Origin of the sequence: Mesobacillus stamsii, from assembly GCF_030814065.1 — a bacterium.
In the GTDB taxonomy this organism is placed as follows: domain Bacteria; phylum Bacillota; class Bacilli; order Bacillales; family Cytobacillaceae; genus Mesobacillus; species Mesobacillus stamsii.
This window is the reverse complement of record NZ_JAUSUN010000001.1, coordinates 53549-71910: the sequence shown is the minus strand read 5'-3', so window position 1 is coordinate 71910 and position 18362 is coordinate 53549. Positions and strand designations below refer to the sequence as shown.

Sequence of the window (18362 nt, the reverse complement as noted above, 5' to 3'; positions counted from 1 at the left end):
ATAATTCACGTGATAAAAATTAGCCGATGGGAGGCAAACAAATGAAAAAATCAATAGTATCTTTGGTTGCAGCTGCGGCAATTTCTGTGGCTGCCGGGACACAAGCACAGGCAGAGGAGATCGTCGTACATAAAGGGGATACACTTTGGGGTCTTTCGAAGGAATACGGCGTGTCAGTAAATTCATTAAAGAAATGGAATAATCTTTCGAATAATGTAATCCACCCAAATGATTTATTAGAAGTTTCCCCTATAAAATACGTGCAAGTGCGAAAAGGGGATACCCTTTGGAAACTATCGAAAGCATATAACGTTACTGTTGAGGAACTAAAAAAATCAAATAAATTATCTTCTGACCTGATCTATCCTGGGATGAAGCTGGAAGTTTATACCGATATTCCAATTGAAATAAAGACAGAGAAATCTTCTGCTAAAAAGCAACCAGCTGCTCCAGTAGTAACTCCGGTGTCAGCACCTGTTGAAAAAACGACAACCGCAGTAAAGCCTGCTGCTACAACGAACCGATTAACCGTTGAGGCGACTGCGTATACAGCAAATTGCCCCGGATGCTCAGGGATTACCAAGACTGGAGTAAATCTGAAGGCAAATTCTGATGCGAAAGTTATTGCTGTTGATCCTTCTGTGATTCCACTTGGCTCAAAAGTTTATGTGGAAGGATACGGTTACGCAACAGCTGAAGATACCGGTGGAGCGATCAAAGGCAATCGCATAGATGTATTTATACCTTCGCAGGACGGAGCAGTCGAATGGGGCCGAAAGCAAGTAAAGGTGACAATTCTCGATTAATAATGATTAGGATAAAAGAGCATTGACCGTAGTCAATGCTCTTTCTGGCTCTTTTCTTTTTTTATTATTTTTTTCTGTTGGCGGATGTTTGGTAGGATGAAGCTGAAAAGAAAACTGGTCCATTTGGAATAATGGTTTTCAAGCTTTTCGAGGAAATCTTTAGCCATATTTGAATGGACGTTTTTTATTTCACTCAATTGATCTGAAATTCTTTCTCCGACAGCATCCTGCTTACAGAGTTGTTCCATAACGGTTTCATGGTAAACTCCTTGCAAGTCCATATGATTTTTAACCATATTTTGTAGTAGTTCCTGCTTCTGCTCCTGAATAACAAGTGACTTGGTGACATCCTCGTATTCGAGCAGTTTTCTGTTTAAGTCGACGATCATCGACTGCTGATAGGCCAGCTGGTCCAAAATTGCCTGGTTTGTCAGTTCCTCGCTTAAGAGTGTTTTTGAAAGCTGTTCATGCATTTTTTCTAACTTCATTAATTTTTCGTCCAGATCAGAAGTCGATTCTTTTTGCTCATATATATTCTCGATCACTTTCTCGGATATTGTTTCCTGCTTTGCAAGTGTGGAAAACAGTGACTTAAACTGTTGCAGTTGTTCCTGTCTGTTCTCTTGAAATGTATTTTCAAATTTTATAACACTTCCAGACAACTCATTGTTAAGTTTTTCCTGTTCATTTAACACTTCATGAAGGTAATTTATGTGAAATTTTGCCTGATTTTCAGGTTCCTCAACTTTTTGTTGGTTGCTGAAAACTTGTGGGGAGACAAAATCATTGACAAATAAAGGCATAGGATAATCACTCCATAAAATAAGTTTCTTACATCTTATGTGTTTTCCCCTTTAATTGGTACTTGCGAAAGATAACACTAATTACCGTTCATGAAAAAACGCAGATGCAGCAAGCTAATAAAAACTGGGACAAGGAAAGGGGCGGCAAATATGCTACCAGACGAGCAGGTAAGGGAATTACAAGTAGAACTACTTAAAAATAAAAAGGAGCTAGAAGGCCATCTAGCTGCCAACGACCATTTCGATTTAAGGAGTGGCCATACCCATGAATCAACAGGAGAGCTTTCTAGTTATGATAACCACCCAGGTGATGAAGGAACAGAGTTATTTGAACGTGAGAAAGATATTGCACTTAACGATCACGCGGAATACCTGCTAAATAATATCAATTTAGCATTACAGGCGATCGAGACAGGAAGTTATGGAAAGTGTGAAACATGCGGAAACGACATTCCTTTTGAACGGTTAAAAGCAGTGCCGGATACGAGGTTTTGTATAGAACACACACTTGACAGGACCGTTTCACATAATCGTCCGATTGAAGAAGGAGTATTAATCCCGCCATTTGGGAAATTTGATTTAGATGATAAAGAGGAAAATGTTGGGTTTGACGCAGAAGATACGTGGCAGGAAGTAGCCAGTTGGGGCACTTCAGAGACTCCCTCCGATTTCATTGAACCGAAAGCAGATTATAATGAAATGTATATTGAATCGGAAGAAAACATTGGATATGTCGAGGATTTTGAAAACTTTGTTGGCAATGATATCACCGGAAAAGAAATAAAGATATATCCAAATAAACAGCACGAAAAATACGAAGAGGAGTTGGACAAAGAAAATATCATGACGTCATTTGGAGACCTACCTGCTTACGAACACGATCCGTATGTTGAAAAAGATAAGTAGAGAACGCCAAAAAAAAGACCAAGCTGGTCTTTTTTTTGGCTGTCGACGATGATTAAAATCGCTTAAGTCGGGGAATAGACAAGCATATTGTAAATGGAGAAATGAGGTGTGCGTTTAGTGAAAGAGAAAATGAAACGTTATGGGAAAAGTTTGTTCGGCGAGCTGAAAAAAGATCGAGTAACCGGTCTTGCTGCCCAACAGGCATATTATTATATGCTTGCCTTGTTTCCATTGCTGATTTTGTTAATTGCCATCGTTCCCTACTTAAATATCGACCAGCAAAAGGCAATCGATGTAATCAATCAAATGTTGCCAGAAGAATCCGCACAATTATTAAGAGATAATGTAGTAAAGCTCGTAAGTGAACGAAATGGCGGACTGCTTACTTTCGGGATCATCGGTACGATCTGGTCTGCGTCAAATGGGATGAACGCATTTATGAAAGCGATAAATGTTGCCTATGATATAAAGGAAACGCGATCCTTCCTTAAGGCAAGGCTTGTCTCGATTCTATTGACACTTGGGTTAATCCTCGCTTTTGTAGTTGCGTTATTGCTCCCGGTTTTCGGGAATGTCATATTAAATATGATCCAAACGATCATTCCCATTCCGGAACCATATGATATAATCTTCCAAGTGATCAGGTGGATTACAGGGATTGCTGTTATGGTAATTGTACTGACAGGATTGTATCGAATTGCTCCAAACAAGCATTATCCATTTACGCATGTATTGCCAGGAGCAATTTTTGCTACTATTGTTTGGCAGCTGATTTCTCTCGGATTTTCTTTTTATGTCAGCAATTTTTCAAACTACTCGGCAACATACGGTAGTCTTGGCGGAGTGATCGTGTTAATGCTTTGGTTGTTTCTGACAGGATTGGCACTCGTACTAGGTGGTGAAATAAATGCGATTTACCATAGAGACAAGATGGGGGAAAAACAAATTGTTCAAAAAATTTCAGTGAACGGGTAAAAACAGCAGGGAAACATTCCTGCTGTTTTTGTTTAACTTGAAGGACTGTAGAGAGTAAGTTAATTATTGGCAAAGATTCCATATACGTTATTTAACGACAGAAAGGACGATTGCATTAAAGTTGTTTTAAAACCGTAATTTATTTCTATGAGAAAGAGAAGTAGGAACTGGATTATTCCAGTTTCTTTTTTTATACTTTAAAAAAAATTCAAAGCCATTAAGTTTTCACTGTTTCTACACATTTAATAGAAAATTCTAGTGTGTTTTACACTAGAATGGGTATAGGGAAAATGAATTTCTAAATTGGAAAATCTACATAGGGAGGAATAGAAATGAAGAACGGTCTCGCAATTATTATTGGATTTTTGATCTTAGGATCGTTATTTATCGGCTGGAAAATCAGTCAAGATCTTGGAGCCTCAGAAACAACGACTGCGCCACAGCAGTCAGAAGGAATGGCTAGCAATACAATTGAGTTTAATCCGCCAAGCATCGAGGATGTTCCAGATGGGCCACTAGGTGAAAGCATAAAATATGGTTATGATTTAATGATGGATACGAATACAATAGCCGATGAATATGTAGGCAATAATTTATCCTGTGCAAGCTGTCACGCAAATGGAGGCACAGTCCAAAATGGGGCCCCTATGATCGGCCTAACTGCTGTTTACCCAGAGTATAGGCCTCGTGAAGGAGAAGTATTTACACTTGAGGATCGAATTAACGGATGTATGATCCGAAGTATGAATGGCCAAATGATTCCTGAAGACAGTAAAGAAATGAGGGCAATGATTGCTTATTTGCATTATTTGTCTGAAGGAATACCAGCAGGGGCGGATATTCCCTGGAGAGCAGCCAAAGAGCAAAAACAATTTCCAGTTCCAAGTATAGAGGATGGAGAAAAGGTGTATGCACAATCCTGTGCAAGCTGTCATGCAGCAGATGGAGGAGGTACTGGTCCTAACACGGGACCGGCTCTATGGGGAGAAAATTCCTTTAATGATGGAGCGGGCATGTCAAGACTGACGAACATGGCAGGATATGTTCAAAAAAATATGCCTAAGGGACAGGGAGGAACATTGACGGATCAGCAGGCAATCGATGTGGCTGCATATATCCTTAGCCATGATCGGCCAGAGTTTAAAGGGCATGAAAAGGACTGGCCAAAAGGCGGCAGACCAGCAGATATTATGAATAACGAAAAACGAGAGCAAATTAAGAACGGGACAATCGATTGGGAGGCAATGGTTACGGTAAAGAAATAAGGACATAGAGAAACCCAGCACTTTTAAGTAGGTGCTGGGTTTCTCTATATTATCATTAAATAAAATGATATGTAAGTATGTGAATATGCTAAAATAAACAGTGACTAAGAATCAATAGCAGTATATAACTGCATACTATCAAATTGCTAGCTGATAGATAAGTGTTTTAATTTTGAAGGGAAGTTTGGCAAATGAATGAAACTCAGAGGATTCAATTAAACGTCAGGGTCACTAGGGAAACCTCGGACAAGCTTGATGAAATCGTGGAATACTATCAAGAACATACGAAGATTGGCAGAATATACAAAGGGGATGTTTTATCAGATATTATCGAAAAATCATATGAAATCATGCTGAAACAGAAGCGGTTAAATCGATAAATTAATATGACAAATTGTCAATAAATAAAAGTGACAATAAAGTGAACAAAACAGTTGCAGCAATCAATAATTAATCGTATTATTTAAATAATCTGAATAAACGATAAGGTGGTTATTGATTATGATGCGGATGTCGATTGCAGGCGTAGCCGGATTTGTCCTAGTGTTTATTGAGTCCTATATTGTTATGAGCCTGAAAAAATATGAAGCTATTGATTTTGGAGGGATTGCCCCGTTTGTTAGTGTCTGGACAATGAATTTTTTTCTGGTGTTCTCCATTTTAACCCACATAAAATTTTGGTATGAAGACCGTGAAGCTCAGCGAGAAGAAGAAGCTGCACAAAGGGACAGATTTCTTAACTGATCGTGACAGAGAAAGGCCATTTTACAAATGACCTTTCTCTTTTTTTGTAAATATTTTCACTCATTCTCAACCTCTTCCATATGATCACGTTCTGCCTCTTCAGCGGCAATTCTAAGTTCTTGGAAAAATAATTGATCATTGCATACCATGCTGTGCTGCTGGTCCTGCTCCGATGCATCGTCTTTGTTTTGCTCTTTTTTCACTCGGATCAACCTCCTCATTGGATTTTTCCCTTTTCTGATAAAAATCATGCAAACACAACTCCATTTTTCTCATCATTAATATTCCAATTCCAACAATCTTTAAAAAAAACAAAAAAAATTGGTTAGGAATGCTTACTAAAAGGGTAGGAAAAAAAAGAGTGATTTATATACAGAAAGGAAGATGAAGCTTTGTCTGGCAAAATGAACGTAACAATCAACGGAGCCGAAGTGATGGCTGATGGAAATCAAACAATTCTTCAATACCTTTCAGACAGCTCGATTGAGGTACCAAGTGTGTGCTTTCATCCAAGTCTTGGACCGATCGAGACATGCGATACCTGTATTGTAGAAGTAAATGGACAATTGGTTAGATCATGCTCAACCGTTCTAAAAGATGGGGATGTCATTGACACAGTTGCGCCTGACGTCAAGCAGGCACAAACGATCGCAATGGATAACATCCTTCATAACCATGAACTGTACTGTACAGTCTGTGATTACAATAATGGGACTTGTGAGGTACATAACACAGTTAAAGAAATGAAAATCAACCATCAGAGTATTCCATTTGATCAGAAACCATATGAAAAGGATGAATCCAACCCTTTCTATCGTTATGATCCGGATCAATGTATTTTATGCGGAAGATGTGTCGAAGCATGCCAGGATGTCCAGGTAACGGAAACCTTGAGAATTGACTGGGACAGTGATCGTCCGAGAGTTATTTGGGACAATGGTGTTCCGATCAATGAATCATCCTGTGTATCTTGCGGACATTGTTCAACAGTTTGTCCTTGTAATGCGATGATGGAAAAAGGAATGGAAGGCGAAGCTGGTTTCTTGACAGGAATTGCAAAAGAAACTCTACGTCCGATGATTGAGATTACCAAAGGAGTAGAAACGGGATATGGTTCCATTTTAACTATTTCCGATATAGAATCGGAGATGAGGGACTCAAGAATTAAGAAAACCAAGACTGTTTGCACCTACTGTGGTGTTGGTTGCAGTTTCGACGTATGGACGAAAGGACGGCACATCCTGAAGGTGGAACCACCCGCAGAAGCACCTGCAAATGGCATTTCAACTTGTATAAAAGGGAAGTTTGGCTGGGATTATGTCAATAGCGAGGAACGTTTGACGAAGCCGCTTATTCGGGAAGGTGACAGTTTTCGGGAGGCTGAATGGGAGGAAGCATTGGACCTGATGGCGAAGAAATTCACTGAAATCAAAAAGGAATATGGTCCTGATTCCCTAGGCTTCATTAGTTCATCCAAATGCACAAACGAAGAGTCTTATTTAATGCAAAAGCTTGCCAGATCGGTAATCGGTACAAATAATATCGACAATTGCTCCAGATACTGTCAGACGCCTGCTACAGTAGGGTTGTTCAGAACAGTTGGGTATGGAGGGGATGCAGGATCATTCGAAGATATCGCAATGGCTGATTTGGTTATCATCATCGGATCGAATACAGCTGAAGCACATCCGGTCCTAGCTACAAGGGTAAAACGTGCTCAAAAATTAAATGGGCAAAAACTGATTGTAGCAGATCTTCGTGAGCATGAAATGGCAAGCCGTGCGGATCTGTTCGTTAGACCAAAAGCAGGGAGCGACTTAGTTTGGATCTCGGCGGTAACGAAATATATTATTGATCAAGGCTGGGCTGATAAAGAGTTTTTGGAAAATAAAGTAAATGGTCTTGGTGAGTACGTTGACAGCCTAGGTGGTTTTACCCTTGATTATGCCGAAAAAACTTCCGGACTATCAAAAGATACACTCATTGAAATCGCTAAAAACATTCATGATGCCAAAAGGGTATGTGCACTATGGGCAATGGGAGTTACACAGCATCTTGGTGGAAGTGATACTAGTACTGCAATTTCCAACTTATTGTTGATCACAGGAAACTATGGTCGCCCCGGCACTGGTGCGTACCCACTTCGAGGGCACAATAATGTACAGGGTGCAGGCGATTTTGGCAGTTCACCAGATTCATTGCCAGGGTATCAAAAGGTATATGATGATGCAGTGCGGCAAAAATTCGAACAGTCATGGGGCACAGTGCTACCAGCAAAGCCAGGCTTTAACAATCATGAAATGGTAGAAGGCATGCATGATGGTTCGCTCAAAGCGCTTTATGTTAAAGGGGAAGAGATGGGACTTGTCGACTCCAACATTAATCATGTCCAGGCAGGCTATGAAAAGCTAGATTTCTTTGTTGTCCAGGATGTTTTTTTCACAAAGACAGCACAATTCGCTGATGTAGTGCTGCCGGCAAGCCCTAGTTTTGAAAAAGAAGGCACATTCACGAATACGGAGCGCAGAATTCAGCGCTTGTACCAGGTGTTTGAGCCAGCAGGTGAGTCAAAACCAGATTGGCAGATTTTGATGGAAGTGGCAAACCGCCTCGGTGCAGGGTGGACGTATGAACACCCAAGTGAAATTATGGCAGAAGCAGCAAGCCTAATGCCGATCTACGCTGGTGTCAGTTATGAACGTATGGAAGGATACAACAGCCTTCAATGGCCGGTACAACCGGATGGTACTGACAGTCCCGTTCTTTATTTGGATGGATTTCCGTTTCCTGATGGAAAGGCAAGGCTATACCCAGTAAAATGGTCCATTCCTATTCAGTTTGGTGAACAATATGACATTCATGTCAATAATGGCCGTTTGTTGGAGCATTTCCATGAAGGAAATCTTACTTATAAATCAAAAGGAATTTCTTCAAAAACACCAGAAACATTCCTTGAAGTCTCACCTAAGCTTGCCGAAGAAAGAGGCTTGAAAGATGGAACTTTAGTCAGATTAACCTCTCCCTATGGAAATGCCAAAGTTAGATGTGTGGTAACAGACAGAGTTAAGGGAAAGGAAGTCTATCTGCCAATGAACGATCAGGGCGATGCGGCAATCAATCTCCTAACAAGCAGCTTTGCAGATAAGGACACAGACACACCTGCTTATAAGGAAACGAAAGCGAAAATGGAAATTCTTCAATATGAAGGCGTCAATCCATTGCCAAGGACCAACTTCAGGTACGGAAATCCACAGCCGCAAATCGGTGTCCAAGTCCAGAAAAAGTGGGCTCGTCCAGATTATATTTTCCCTGGGGATCTTGTGAAAAAGGAGAGGGCACAGCATGGCTAAAGCAATCACAACTATTAACCGGATCGAGTTGACAGCGGAACAGAAAAGAAAGTTAGATCTGGAAGAAATCGAGACGGCATTAATTGATAACAAAGAATCCATATTACAATCACTAGACATCATCAAGCATATGAAGGAGCGCGGCGTTCTGTCGCTTCTTGATGGATTGTTCAGCGAAGGGGATAAAGTCCTTAATGTTTTAGTTAAAGCAGCGGATAATGCTGAAGCTACCAATACCTTAAAAAACTTATTGCTGATGGTAGGTGTTCTCGGAACCATCAATGTCCAGCAGCTTGAGCCGCTATTGTTGAAATTGAATTCCGGGGTTGCCAGAGTGGCAGAATACAGGGATAGTGATGATGACAAGCTTGGTTACTTCGACATCGTCCGTTCATTGAAGGATCCGGAAATCAATCGCGCTCTGTCTCTGCTTTTTGAATTCCTCAAAGGCATGGGGGAAAAAACGGAAGGGCTGGAAAGGACGACCCAGCTTCCGGAAAATCAGGATCTTCATCAGAGCAAGGATGGCAGGCTGGAGAATCGGTAAAAAAGATAATGCAGGGGGCATCCTGATCTCATTTGAAATCAGTGCTCCCTGCTTTTTCAAGTTTTAAAATTTTTTAATGGGATAAAAGTAAAGGACGATAAGGTAAACTCAAATAGAGAGGATGGCTGTTGTGAAACCAGTCGAAGTGAAAAGGGAAATCCTTCGTTTCGGGAATGGCCAAGCCGAAAGACTGGAAGACAGCATTGTTACAGAATTCACTATCACTGTGAAAGTGAATGGAGAAGAACTCGTGACAATGGTCTGCACGCCAGATTATATCGAAGAAATGGTCATAGGGTATCTCGCTTCGGAAGGAATCATCAAAAAATATACCGATATAGAAGATTTATGGATTCAGGAAAAAGAGGGATTTGTTCATGTAAAAACTTCTCGATCCAATTCTATTTATAAGGATCTACAGGGGAAACGTTATTTAACATCATGCTGTGGAGCAAGCAGATCTGGATTTGTATTTGCGACAGATGCTATGATAGCAAAAAAACTTCACGGGGTAAGGACGGAGCTCGAAGTTGAAGATTGCTTCAGGCTTATGGAGGAAATGCAAGAATCCGCAGAACTTTTTCAAAATACAGGGGGAGTCCATAACGCGTCTCTTTGCAGTCTGTTTGGCCCAGTCGTGTCACGAATGGATATAGGACGCCACAATGCACTCGATAAAATTTTTGGGCATTGCCTGAAGAATGATATTTCGATTCAGGATAAAGTGATTGTTTTCAGCGGCCGGATTTCCTCTGAGATTCTGTTGAAAGTTGCCAAGATCGGTTGCCCGATCGTATTATCGAAGTCCGCTCCAACCGAGCTTGCCCTTAAGCTAGCCGATGAACTAGGAATAACAACAATAGGTTTTATCAGAAATGGTTCACTGAATGTTTATACCCATCCAGAACGCATTGTAGAAGCAAACAATAATGTCATAGAAAGTCAGGTATAAACCCCTGGCTTTTCTTTTTTCCTTCCATCTTTGAGATAGTATAAGGGATGTGAAAGTATGGGAAAATGGAGGGGAGAGCGGAAGGGTGATAGAATGGGTGAAAAAGAGATGTTCGAACGTGCAGGCTTCTCCACTGTTTATGATCAACATGGCTACAATATGTGGATCAGCGCGCTTGAAGACAGCATCGATGCCGAACTGTTAGATCACGTTGCAGATGCATATTCATTTGAGAATGCCGAAACGATGTACTATGATTTTCTGTTCCAATTATGAATTTTTAGACCTTGTTGTACAGGGAGATATAAAGAGAAAGAGGGGAGAGCTTATGCAGCCAATATCAGACCATATAAAGAAAAATCTAGATATTGTCTTTGTCGGTTTCAATCCAAGCATCCGCTCATCCGAAACAGGGCATCATTACGCCAATCCAAATAACAGGTTTTGGAAGATTCTTTTTGAAGCCGGGATTACCCCTATCAAATATGATTCCTCAGAGGATTTTAAGCTTTTGGAACTAGGATTCGGCATGACAAATATCGTGGCAAGACCGACCAAGGCAGCAGATGAAATTACGAAAGACGAATACCAGGAGGGAAAGCCGGCACTCCGGCAGAAAATCGAGGAATACCGTCCAAAAATTGTCTGCTTTGTTGGGAAAGGAGTTTATCAGCAATACAGCGGAAAGAAAGATTTACCATGGGGAAAGCAGAACGAATCTGTTGTTGCAGGAACAATCGATTTCGTCGCCCCATCCTCAAGTGGCCTTGTCAGAATGAAGCTAGATGAAATAGTCGCTATTTATAAACAATTGCCAGATTGGATTGAACAATTAAAAACAGATTAGCGAGCAAAATATTGAAAAAGAGAAAAAGAGGTCACCAATAAGCGTGATTGGTGACCAACAAGAATTTTCTAAATAATAATGTAAGTTAAATTAAGCGTTATACTACAATTTTTCTTTTGTTTCATTACTCAAACACATCGTCAGTCTGATCATATCCCTGCACTGGATCCCGTTTTCGTATATGGGTTCAGGGTAATTCTTCAAAAAATAGTCGTGGAGGATGCCGATAATCCTGAAGCCGGCTTTCTGGTAAAGAGCAAGCTGGTTGATGCTCGAATTGCCTGTCCCAATTTCGATGGTTTTATAAGCTTTTTTCCTGGCCACTTGGATTCCATGCGCAAGTAGGCTTTTTCCGATGCCTTTGCCTTGAGCAGGTTCCGCGACTGCCAGGTTTTTTATTTCTATGCTGTGTCCTCCTACGGGAAGCAGCACGATTACTCCCAGGGTTTCACTGGCATCCGATACAGCTATATAAAACAAACCTTCTTCTAAATATTGAGATGCCATGTCCCGTGAAGGATCGGCAAGAAGCAGCAGATCCCAGGGAGGCTGTTCGCCTGGAGTTAGCCCCCTAATTTCCACCTTGATTCCCCCTCATAAAAAGCTGATAAGTAATTCTGATTAGCACATAGCCTGTTGCTCCGCCCAGTGTGTTAAGAATGATATCATCAATATCAAAACTGCCGACCCTGGTAAGAAACTGAAGGCTCTCGACAAGTGAAGTTGCGAGAAGAATAGTTCCGGATGTCCTCCAGAATCCGATGAATCGCTCAAACAACCATGGGAGGAAGATGCCCAATGGCAGGAATGCCAAAATATTGCCAAACAGGTTGGAAATCCATATGCTTTGATTGATATGGGAGGACGCTTTGATATAGTCTATAATTGTTTTGAATGGAATGATGTTATAGGGATTTGATCCCGCTGTGTTAAGCTCATATGCTGCCTGCCTGTAGGGACTGAGGAATAACAAAACTGCAACAAGGATGATGTATAGGATGAAAAGGCCGTAAGATGTGGCTGATATCCACTTTTTGTATTTGAAATTTATTTGATTAATCATGTAATCTCCTAATATCACAATCTATATTTTGGTCATCAAAATAAAAAACCTTACCACGGCAAGGCTTCACAGATTATTGCGGTGAACCTGCAAAGCAGGGCCTCTGCCGTCCGTACAGTGGTTAAGTGTCCCGCAACAAGCGAATGTTCGGCAGAGGCAGTTATATTTTAACACATACTTTATAAAAAAATACAATTTCAAGGTAACAAAAGACCTCCCTTATACTAAAGATGCTAAAAGTCTTGATATGGTTGAGCTTATGGCTTCTTGGGAGCTTACAAAGAGTATTCTTGAGGTAAGCAAGATAGGGGAGCTGATAAGCTCTTTTTTTTGCCCTTTTTCAATTGCATCAGAATTGAGGCACGGCTTTTAAAAGGCTCTGTCTTTTCTTTTTGCATTCAATAATGTTATTATTAAGACTGATTTTACATAAAAGGAGATGTTAAAACATGGCTAAAAAAGGTTATATCCTTATGCAAAACGGGGAGAAAATTGAGTTTGATTTGTTCCCAAATGAAGCTCCTAACACAGTTGCTAACTTTGAAAAACTTGCTAACTCAGGTTTTTATAATGGAGTAGTGTTTCACAGGGTTATTCCAGGCTTTGTATCACAAGGAGGAGACCCAACAGGAACAGGAGCAGGTGGAAGTGGAACTACAATCAAGTGTGAAACTGAGGGCAATCCTCATAAGCATTTAGCAGGTTCTTTGTCTATGGCTCATGCAGGTAGAGATACTGGTTCTAGTCAATTCTTTATTGTACATGAGCCACAGCCTCATCTTAATGGAGTGCATACTGTTTTTGGGCAGGTAACATCAGGTCTTGAAACAGCTAAGAACATGAAAAATGGAGATGTAATGGAAAAGGTAGAGGTATTTGATGCCTAAACCTTAACAACAGGGTAGGGGCATAGCTCCTGCTCTTTTTTTTGTCTTTTTTTACATACAACTCTCCTGTCACAGTTAAGCAATCTAAATGCCACTCTGTAGAACTTTTACAGGAGGCTAACTTAGATGAACATTATATCATGGGAGACCATTTTTATTAGAGGAAGCAGGAGAGTGTATTAGGCTAACATCTCTTGAAAGCACAAAAGGAAGAAAGGTTATTTTAGAGTTTATAAAGGATGGGGAACAGAGTAAAAAAGCTGTTAAGGATTTTGAACAATTGCTTAGAAAGTCCATTGTTGAAAAACATTTTAAGGGAGCTGAGGGCTACTCTCTATTTTCATTGTAGAAGAATATATTTTAGTTTATAATAGTGGATATGAAATAACACAGGTATAGAGTCAAAAGTCACCCTAAATGAGGAGCATAAATATGGAAAATAAAATTAGAGCATGGACATCTTATAGAGTATCTACTGATAGGCAAGGAGCAGAGGGAGATGATATTCCAATGCAGTCCTCTCAATGTCATGCCTTTGCTGACAAAATGGGATGGACAATAGAAAAGGAACTCACAGAAAAGCTCTCAGGTTACAAAACTGCTATTGAGGATAGAGATACATTAAAAGTGATTAAAGCAGGAGCTGAGGCTAAAGAGTTTGATGTATTACTTGTTTACCATTCTGATAGATTGGGCAGACAAATGGAGTACAGTTTATGGATAGCATCATTGTATGAGCTAGGAGTAAAAGTATGGTCTGTTAAAGAAGGAGAGCTAAAAAATCAGGAGCATGGAAATGCTCTTATGAATTTTATTAGGTATTGGCAATCAGAGGGTGAAAGCAAAAAAACCTCAATGAGGGTAAAGGATGCAATGCAACAGCTTAATGAGGAAGGTTACTATCTTGGAGGTACTATTCCTTTTGGTTATCAGATTGAGGATACAGGAGAGAAAAGAAATAGTAAAAAAGATAAGACAGTAAAAAAGCTAGTAATCAATCCAAATGAGGCTAAGATTGTAAAGCTAATATTTGACTGGACTATTGAGAGAAGTATGGGAGGCTCTACAATAGCTCAGGAGCTGAATGGAATGGAATTAACTAACAGAGGAAAGCTCTGGAGACACAATACAATAACAAGAATGATGAGAAATCCAATTTATATGGGCTATAAGAAATACAATACTACTGAATTTGTGGGAGCTAGAACTAAGAAAAGAAAAGAAACTAAAAGGGATGAATGGCAGTTACAGCCTTTTAATCAGGAGCTTGTAATTATCCCTGAGGAGCAGTTTAAAAAAGTACAGGATATTATGGATAAGAGGGTTAAAAAGACAGGAGCATCATCTGAGAACAGGACTCCTACTAATTCTAATCTTTTATTATCTGGCTTTGCAGTTTGTGGCTACTGTGGGCATAAGCTAAAAGCTGATTTTACAAACAAGAAAAATGTAAGGGTAGATGGCTCAGTACAAGAATACAGGACTTATAGATATACTTGTCATCATGCAAGGAATACTCCAGAAGGACACAAGCAAAGAGCCTTTGGAGCTGTTACAATAGATAAGCAGGTAGAGCAGGAAGTGCTACTGGCAGTCAACTCAATTAATTTAGATGCTTTTAATGCGGAGAAGGATGCTTTTGACTTTAAGGAGATAGATACAAGAAAGATACAGCTAAAAGAATTGGAGCAACAGAAAGAAGAAACAGTGAAATCTCTTGCTAATGTAGAAAAGCTGTTTGATGATATAATGTCAGGAAAGTCAAAAATAAGCCTTGATTTTGTCTCCAATAAAATGGAGGAGTATTATAAGAAAAAAGAGGAGCTAAATAAAAAGATAGATGCTCTAAAGAAAGATATTGAGGAAGTTGAGGTAACTAGCTCAGACCTTGATAAGCTAAAGCAACAGTTAAAAAATTGGGTAGAGAACTACCAAATTGAGCAAAGCCTAGAGAAAAGAAAAGTGATGATGGCTCAGGTTGTTAGAGAGGTGGCTATCAGTAAAGAGGCTCTATTAATAAAATTTAATATAACCATAGAAAAAGCCCTAGAAAATAGTTTTCTTCCTATTAATGATAGTGAAAATAAAGGGTGGTCAAATGTTCCTACTGGAACAGGTACTGGCGGACCAGGATATACCATCAAATGTGAAACAGAAGGCAACCCGCACAAGCATGTACCGGGTTCACTTTCTATGGCGCATGCAGGTAAAGATACAGGAGGAAGCCAGTTCTTCATCGTTCATGAATCTCAGCCGCATTTAAACGGTGTTCACACTGTTTTTGGAAAAGTTACTTCCAATTTGGAAGCAGCAAAAGCGATGAGCAATGGGGATGTAATGGAAAAGGTCGTCGTAACAGAAGGATAGTCAATGTAAAAAAGAGCTTTAAAGCTCTTTTTTTAATCATTGAACCGAACGTATGATCCTGTTAAAATGGAATTGAGATATGGCATGTCAGGCTAATAATAAATAAATTTGACTATACTATCTAATTTATTATAAATTAGATTATGAGATCTAATTTGTTAGCAGGGTGGAATGACAATGCGACCGGCTTCAGTTTTTATAATGGATGTATCGAATTCTTCCTCAGTGGAGAATGGAGAAACATTGAGCAATTATATAGGTCAGCTTGAATCGACGGTGAAAAAATGGTACGGAAATTCCGGAAGTATTCAGGTTCATCACCGGGCCGGAGATGAATTGATTTTTTTGGCCGAAGGATATTCAACTGCTTTTATTACTGCTTTTTATATCAGCCGAATATGGAAGTTTCAACAGAATGCACCATATTTCGGATTGTCGTTTGGCAACATTGAGAAAAGCATAGAAGCTATTGAGATTGAAAAATGGATTCATCCGATCGTTAAACAGGCAAGAATCGCAAACGAGCATCTAAAAAAGCAAAAAGACAGAGAATCTTTTTTTTTCCTGACTGATGGTCGTCAACCAGAGCATCAGATTTTGATGAATGGCATGCTTAGCCTTCAAAATGTATTAATCACCCATCAAACAGATATACAGAGATTGGTTTGTTCCCTGTACCTTATTTATGGCAAGCAGAAGGCAGTCGCCGATATTCTTGGGCGGTCTGCTCCTACTGTTTACAGTCATTTTAAAAAGGGTCACAGTGAACAGGTTCTGAAAAGTTTTCAGGACATTGTCAGTGTATTGGAATCTCTTCAAAGGAGAAATTATGCTGACTCAGAGAACAGTGTCGAAGTTAAAATAAAAGATGACATTAAAAGCCAGTTGCGGGAAGTTTTCAGCCTCTAGGTTCTGGAGAAAGGAGAAGGCATGCTTTTATTAAGTCTTATTGTTGCTCATTTACTAGCTGACTTTTACCTGCAGACGGATCGAATGGTGGAGGACAAGCTCGGAAGTTTGAAAAAGCATTTACTACATCATTTTATCGTCAATACAATTGTCCTAGTTGGAGGATGGTTCCTTTTTAACAAGCAAACGGATCCGATGATGGCCGTCGTTTTACCGGTAATATTTATTACTTCTTCTCATTTGATCATAGACTTGTTCAAAATTAAGCTGATTGATCAATATACAGCAAGTTATAACTTTAATAGCCTTTGGTTTTTTGTTCTCGATCAGCTTCTTCATGGGACAATGCTGCTGGCTGCACTGCAATTGTTTTATAGGGTTCCCATGGTTTCGAGTATACAAAGGTTTTTAGAGCTTCTTTTTACAGAAGGCCGGCAACTGGATGCTGCTACCGTGCTACTGGTTATTTTCATCATTTTGATCTTGGGTACAACGGTCAGTGGGCATATCGTCAGGATCCTGCTTGGCTCTCTTCCTGGGCAACTATTGACCTTTGAAGGGAAATATAGCTTTAAAAATGAATGGAAGGAGCCTTTATCCCCCCGGAATAAAGGAGAAAGTGGACTTTCCGAACAATACAGCTACATGATCTTCAATAAGCATGATATGTCCCGAGGGAAACTGATTGGCTATATTGAACGGTTGCTGGTCATTCTTCTGACTTATTATAGTTCTTACCCGGCAATTGCCTTCATTGTCACTGCTAAGTCGATTGCGCGTTTCAAGCAGATGGATGACCGGGACTGGGCTGAATATTTCTTGCTCGGAACATTGACTTCCATGTTTCTGGGCATCCTGTTCGGTATCCTTCTAAGGGAATTACTCAACTAACTGAGCAAAGGAAGATTACTGCTGATTAACTAGACAGGAGGAGAGACCGAACAGCTACCCTTTGATCTCTAATAAGGACTCCGGCAGTTCCTTCCTTTTAGGGAGGTAAGTCAGGGAAACTCCGAGTAATGTGGTCATACCTCCCGCAATGGTCAAAAAGCTTGGGATTTCTCCCAACCACACCCAGGCTACCAGAAAAGAAGCGGCAGGTGTAAGATACAATGAACTGGCTGCTTCAGACGCGCCGGATTTGGCCATTATATAGGCTAGAGCGAAGTAGGCTATTACTGTAGGGAAAACCCCTAGATAGACAGCGCTTACTGTAGACCCTAAAGGTGCCGAAGCGATTTGTGTTAAAGTTCCGGGAGCAAAGAAACTCATTAAGAAGGCAGCCGTCCAGATCGTATACGCAGTAAAAGGAAGGGGACCGTATTTTTTCAAATATTTTTTTTGGAATACAAAGTAGAGTGATTCTGACAAGGAAGCAATCAAGATGAAAACGACTCCCATTCCTAGTTCGAACCCGCCACCAGATTCAGTGGATATAAGAAAGATTCCTCCCATACTGATGGCAGCGCCAGTCCAGTACATTCTTCCAACACGCTCCTGAAAGAAGATCCTCCCTAACAATCCTATGAAAACAGGCGATGTAGATACAAGCAAACTAGCTGCACCAGCGTTGACTGTTTGTTCCCCGAAATTCAGGGCTGTTTGATAAACTGCAAATCCCAGAAATCCGAACAGGAAGATGACGGGTAAATCCTTCATTTCCGGCAGCTTCATTTTGGTGATAGCAGCATAAAAAGCTAGTGTAAGAGAGCCTACTAGGAGCCGAAGGAAGCTCAGTTGCTCAGGAGAATATCCTTCAAGCCCATGTTTTATACCGGCGAATGCCGAACCCCATAATAAGATGACGAGCAAGTGCGCTATTGTCAGTCTAATATTCATGTCATCCACCCCTAAAAAACCCTACCAATTTATTCTTCATTTCTCTTATGTCTTCCCAATATACATTGTGCTTGGTAAAATGTATCCATCCAATAGGAGTTT

General features: G+C 40.2%; 20 protein-coding genes and 1 pseudogene. 16 read left to right on the top strand and 5 right to left on the bottom strand.

What is annotated here, in order from left to right; genetic code table 11:
• Positions 1-41 precede the first annotated feature (41 nt).
• Entirely contained in the window at positions 42-806 is a 765-nt protein-coding gene (locus tag J2S25_RS00365) for a LysM peptidoglycan-binding and 3D domain-containing protein (RefSeq protein WP_307190943.1), read from the top strand.
• A gap of 32 nt (positions 807-838) precedes the next feature.
• Here the strand turns inward: J2S25_RS00365 and J2S25_RS00360 are convergent, their stop codons facing one another.
• Positions 839-1609 (bottom strand): hypothetical protein, encoded by a 771-nt coding sequence (locus tag J2S25_RS00360; RefSeq protein WP_307190942.1) that lies wholly within the window; start codon positions 1607-1609, stop codon positions 839-841.
• Positions 1610-1759: 150 nt separating this feature from the next.
• Here J2S25_RS00360 and J2S25_RS00355 point away from each other — a divergent pair, with 150 nt between their 5' ends.
• The 5 genes from J2S25_RS00355 to J2S25_RS00335 all read left to right on the top strand — a co-directional run bounded on the left by J2S25_RS00355 (position 1760) and on the right by J2S25_RS00335 (position 5499).
• Positions 1760-2515 carry a TraR/DksA C4-type zinc finger protein gene (locus tag J2S25_RS00355; RefSeq protein WP_307190941.1) on the top strand — a complete coding sequence of 252 codons (756 nt, stop codon included), beginning with the start codon at positions 1760-1762 and terminating at the stop codon, positions 2513-2515.
• Between the two features lie 129 nt (positions 2516-2644).
• A complete protein-coding gene (locus J2S25_RS00350) occupies positions 2645-3490 on the top strand; it encodes a YihY/virulence factor BrkB family protein (RefSeq protein ID WP_307191038.1) in 846 nt (281 codons plus the stop codon).
• Between the two features lie 332 nt (positions 3491-3822).
• Positions 3823-4755, top strand: a complete 933-nt coding sequence (locus J2S25_RS00345; protein WP_307190940.1) for a c-type cytochrome — start codon at positions 3823-3825, stop codon at positions 4753-4755.
• 191 nt (positions 4756-4946) lie between these two features.
• Positions 4947-5135: a hypothetical protein gene (locus J2S25_RS00340; RefSeq protein ID WP_044394726.1), complete on the top strand. Its 189-nt coding sequence runs from the start codon at positions 4947-4949 to the stop codon at positions 5133-5135.
• 121 nt (positions 5136-5256) lie between these two features.
• Positions 5257-5499, top strand: coding sequence for a hypothetical protein (locus J2S25_RS00335; RefSeq protein ID WP_044394728.1), 243 nt, complete (start codon positions 5257-5259; stop codon positions 5497-5499).
• A gap of 56 nt (positions 5500-5555) precedes the next feature.
• Here the strand turns inward: J2S25_RS00335 and J2S25_RS00330 are convergent, their stop codons facing one another.
• Complete coding sequence (locus tag J2S25_RS00330; protein WP_307190939.1) at positions 5556-5702, bottom strand: hypothetical protein; 147 nt, start codon at positions 5700-5702, stop codon at positions 5556-5558.
• 201 nt (positions 5703-5903) lie between these two features.
• On the opposite strand from J2S25_RS00330, the gene fdhF reads away from it, so the two are divergent.
• From fdhF to mug, 5 genes are all read left to right on the top strand, one after another.
• Positions 5904-8849, top strand: coding sequence for a formate dehydrogenase subunit alpha (gene fdhF, locus J2S25_RS00325; RefSeq protein WP_439117477.1), 2946 nt, complete (start codon positions 5904-5906; stop codon positions 8847-8849).
• Positions 8842-9396 carry a helical membrane plugin domain-containing protein gene (locus tag J2S25_RS00320; protein WP_044394735.1) on the top strand — a complete coding sequence of 185 codons (555 nt, stop codon included), beginning with the start codon at positions 8842-8844 and terminating at the stop codon, positions 9394-9396. Before fdhF ends, J2S25_RS00320 begins: the two co-directional genes overlap by 8 nt.
• Before the next feature lie 130 nt (positions 9397-9526).
• Positions 9527-10348, top strand: a complete 822-nt coding sequence (gene fdhD / locus J2S25_RS00315; protein WP_044394737.1) for a formate dehydrogenase accessory sulfurtransferase FdhD — start codon at positions 9527-9529, stop codon at positions 10346-10348.
• A 57-nt stretch (positions 10349-10405) separates the two neighbouring features.
• Positions 10406-10624, top strand: coding sequence for a hypothetical protein (locus tag J2S25_RS00310; RefSeq protein ID WP_307190937.1), 219 nt, complete (start codon positions 10406-10408; stop codon positions 10622-10624).
• A gap of 52 nt (positions 10625-10676) precedes the next feature.
• Entirely contained in the window at positions 10677-11195 is a 519-nt protein-coding gene (gene mug, locus J2S25_RS00305) for a G/U mismatch-specific DNA glycosylase (protein ID WP_307190936.1), read from the top strand.
• A gap of 102 nt (positions 11196-11297) precedes the next feature.
• Here mug and J2S25_RS00300 read toward each other — a convergent pair whose 3' ends face one another.
• Positions 11298-11777 carry a GNAT family N-acetyltransferase gene (locus J2S25_RS00300; protein WP_307190935.1) on the bottom strand — a complete coding sequence of 160 codons (480 nt, stop codon included), beginning with the start codon at positions 11775-11777 and terminating at the stop codon, positions 11298-11300.
• A complete protein-coding gene (locus J2S25_RS00295; protein WP_307190934.1) occupies positions 11767-12258 on the bottom strand; it encodes a VanZ family protein in 492 nt (163 codons plus the stop codon). Before J2S25_RS00295 ends, J2S25_RS00300 begins: the two co-directional genes overlap by 11 nt.
• Positions 12259-12707: 449 nt before the next feature.
• On the opposite strand from J2S25_RS00295, the gene J2S25_RS00290 reads away from it, so the two are divergent.
• From J2S25_RS00290 to J2S25_RS00270, 5 genes and pseudogenes are all read left to right on the top strand, one after another.
• Positions 12708-13145 carry a peptidylprolyl isomerase gene (locus tag J2S25_RS00290; RefSeq protein ID WP_307190933.1) on the top strand — a complete coding sequence of 146 codons (438 nt, stop codon included), beginning with the start codon at positions 12708-12710 and terminating at the stop codon, positions 13143-13145.
• 417 nt (positions 13146-13562) lie between these two features.
• Positions 13563-14717: pseudogene (locus tag J2S25_RS00285) on the top strand (recombinase family protein); the annotation flags it as partial.
• 396 nt (positions 14718-15113) lie between these two features.
• Entirely contained in the window at positions 15114-15512 is a 399-nt protein-coding gene (locus J2S25_RS20110) for a peptidylprolyl isomerase (protein WP_439117476.1), read from the top strand.
• 171 nt (positions 15513-15683) lie between these two features.
• Positions 15684-16421 (top strand): hypothetical protein, encoded by a 738-nt coding sequence (locus J2S25_RS00275; RefSeq protein WP_307190932.1) that lies wholly within the window; start codon positions 15684-15686, stop codon positions 16419-16421.
• Between the two features lie 21 nt (positions 16422-16442).
• On the top strand, positions 16443-17312 hold the full coding sequence (locus J2S25_RS00270) for a DUF3307 domain-containing protein (RefSeq protein ID WP_307190931.1): 870 nt from the start codon (positions 16443-16445) through the stop codon (positions 17310-17312).
• Between the two features lie 54 nt (positions 17313-17366).
• Here the strand turns inward: J2S25_RS00270 and J2S25_RS00265 are convergent, their stop codons facing one another.
• Positions 17367-18260, bottom strand: coding sequence for a DMT family transporter (locus J2S25_RS00265; protein ID WP_307190930.1), 894 nt, complete (start codon positions 18258-18260; stop codon positions 17367-17369).
• Positions 18261-18362 lie beyond the last annotated feature (102 nt).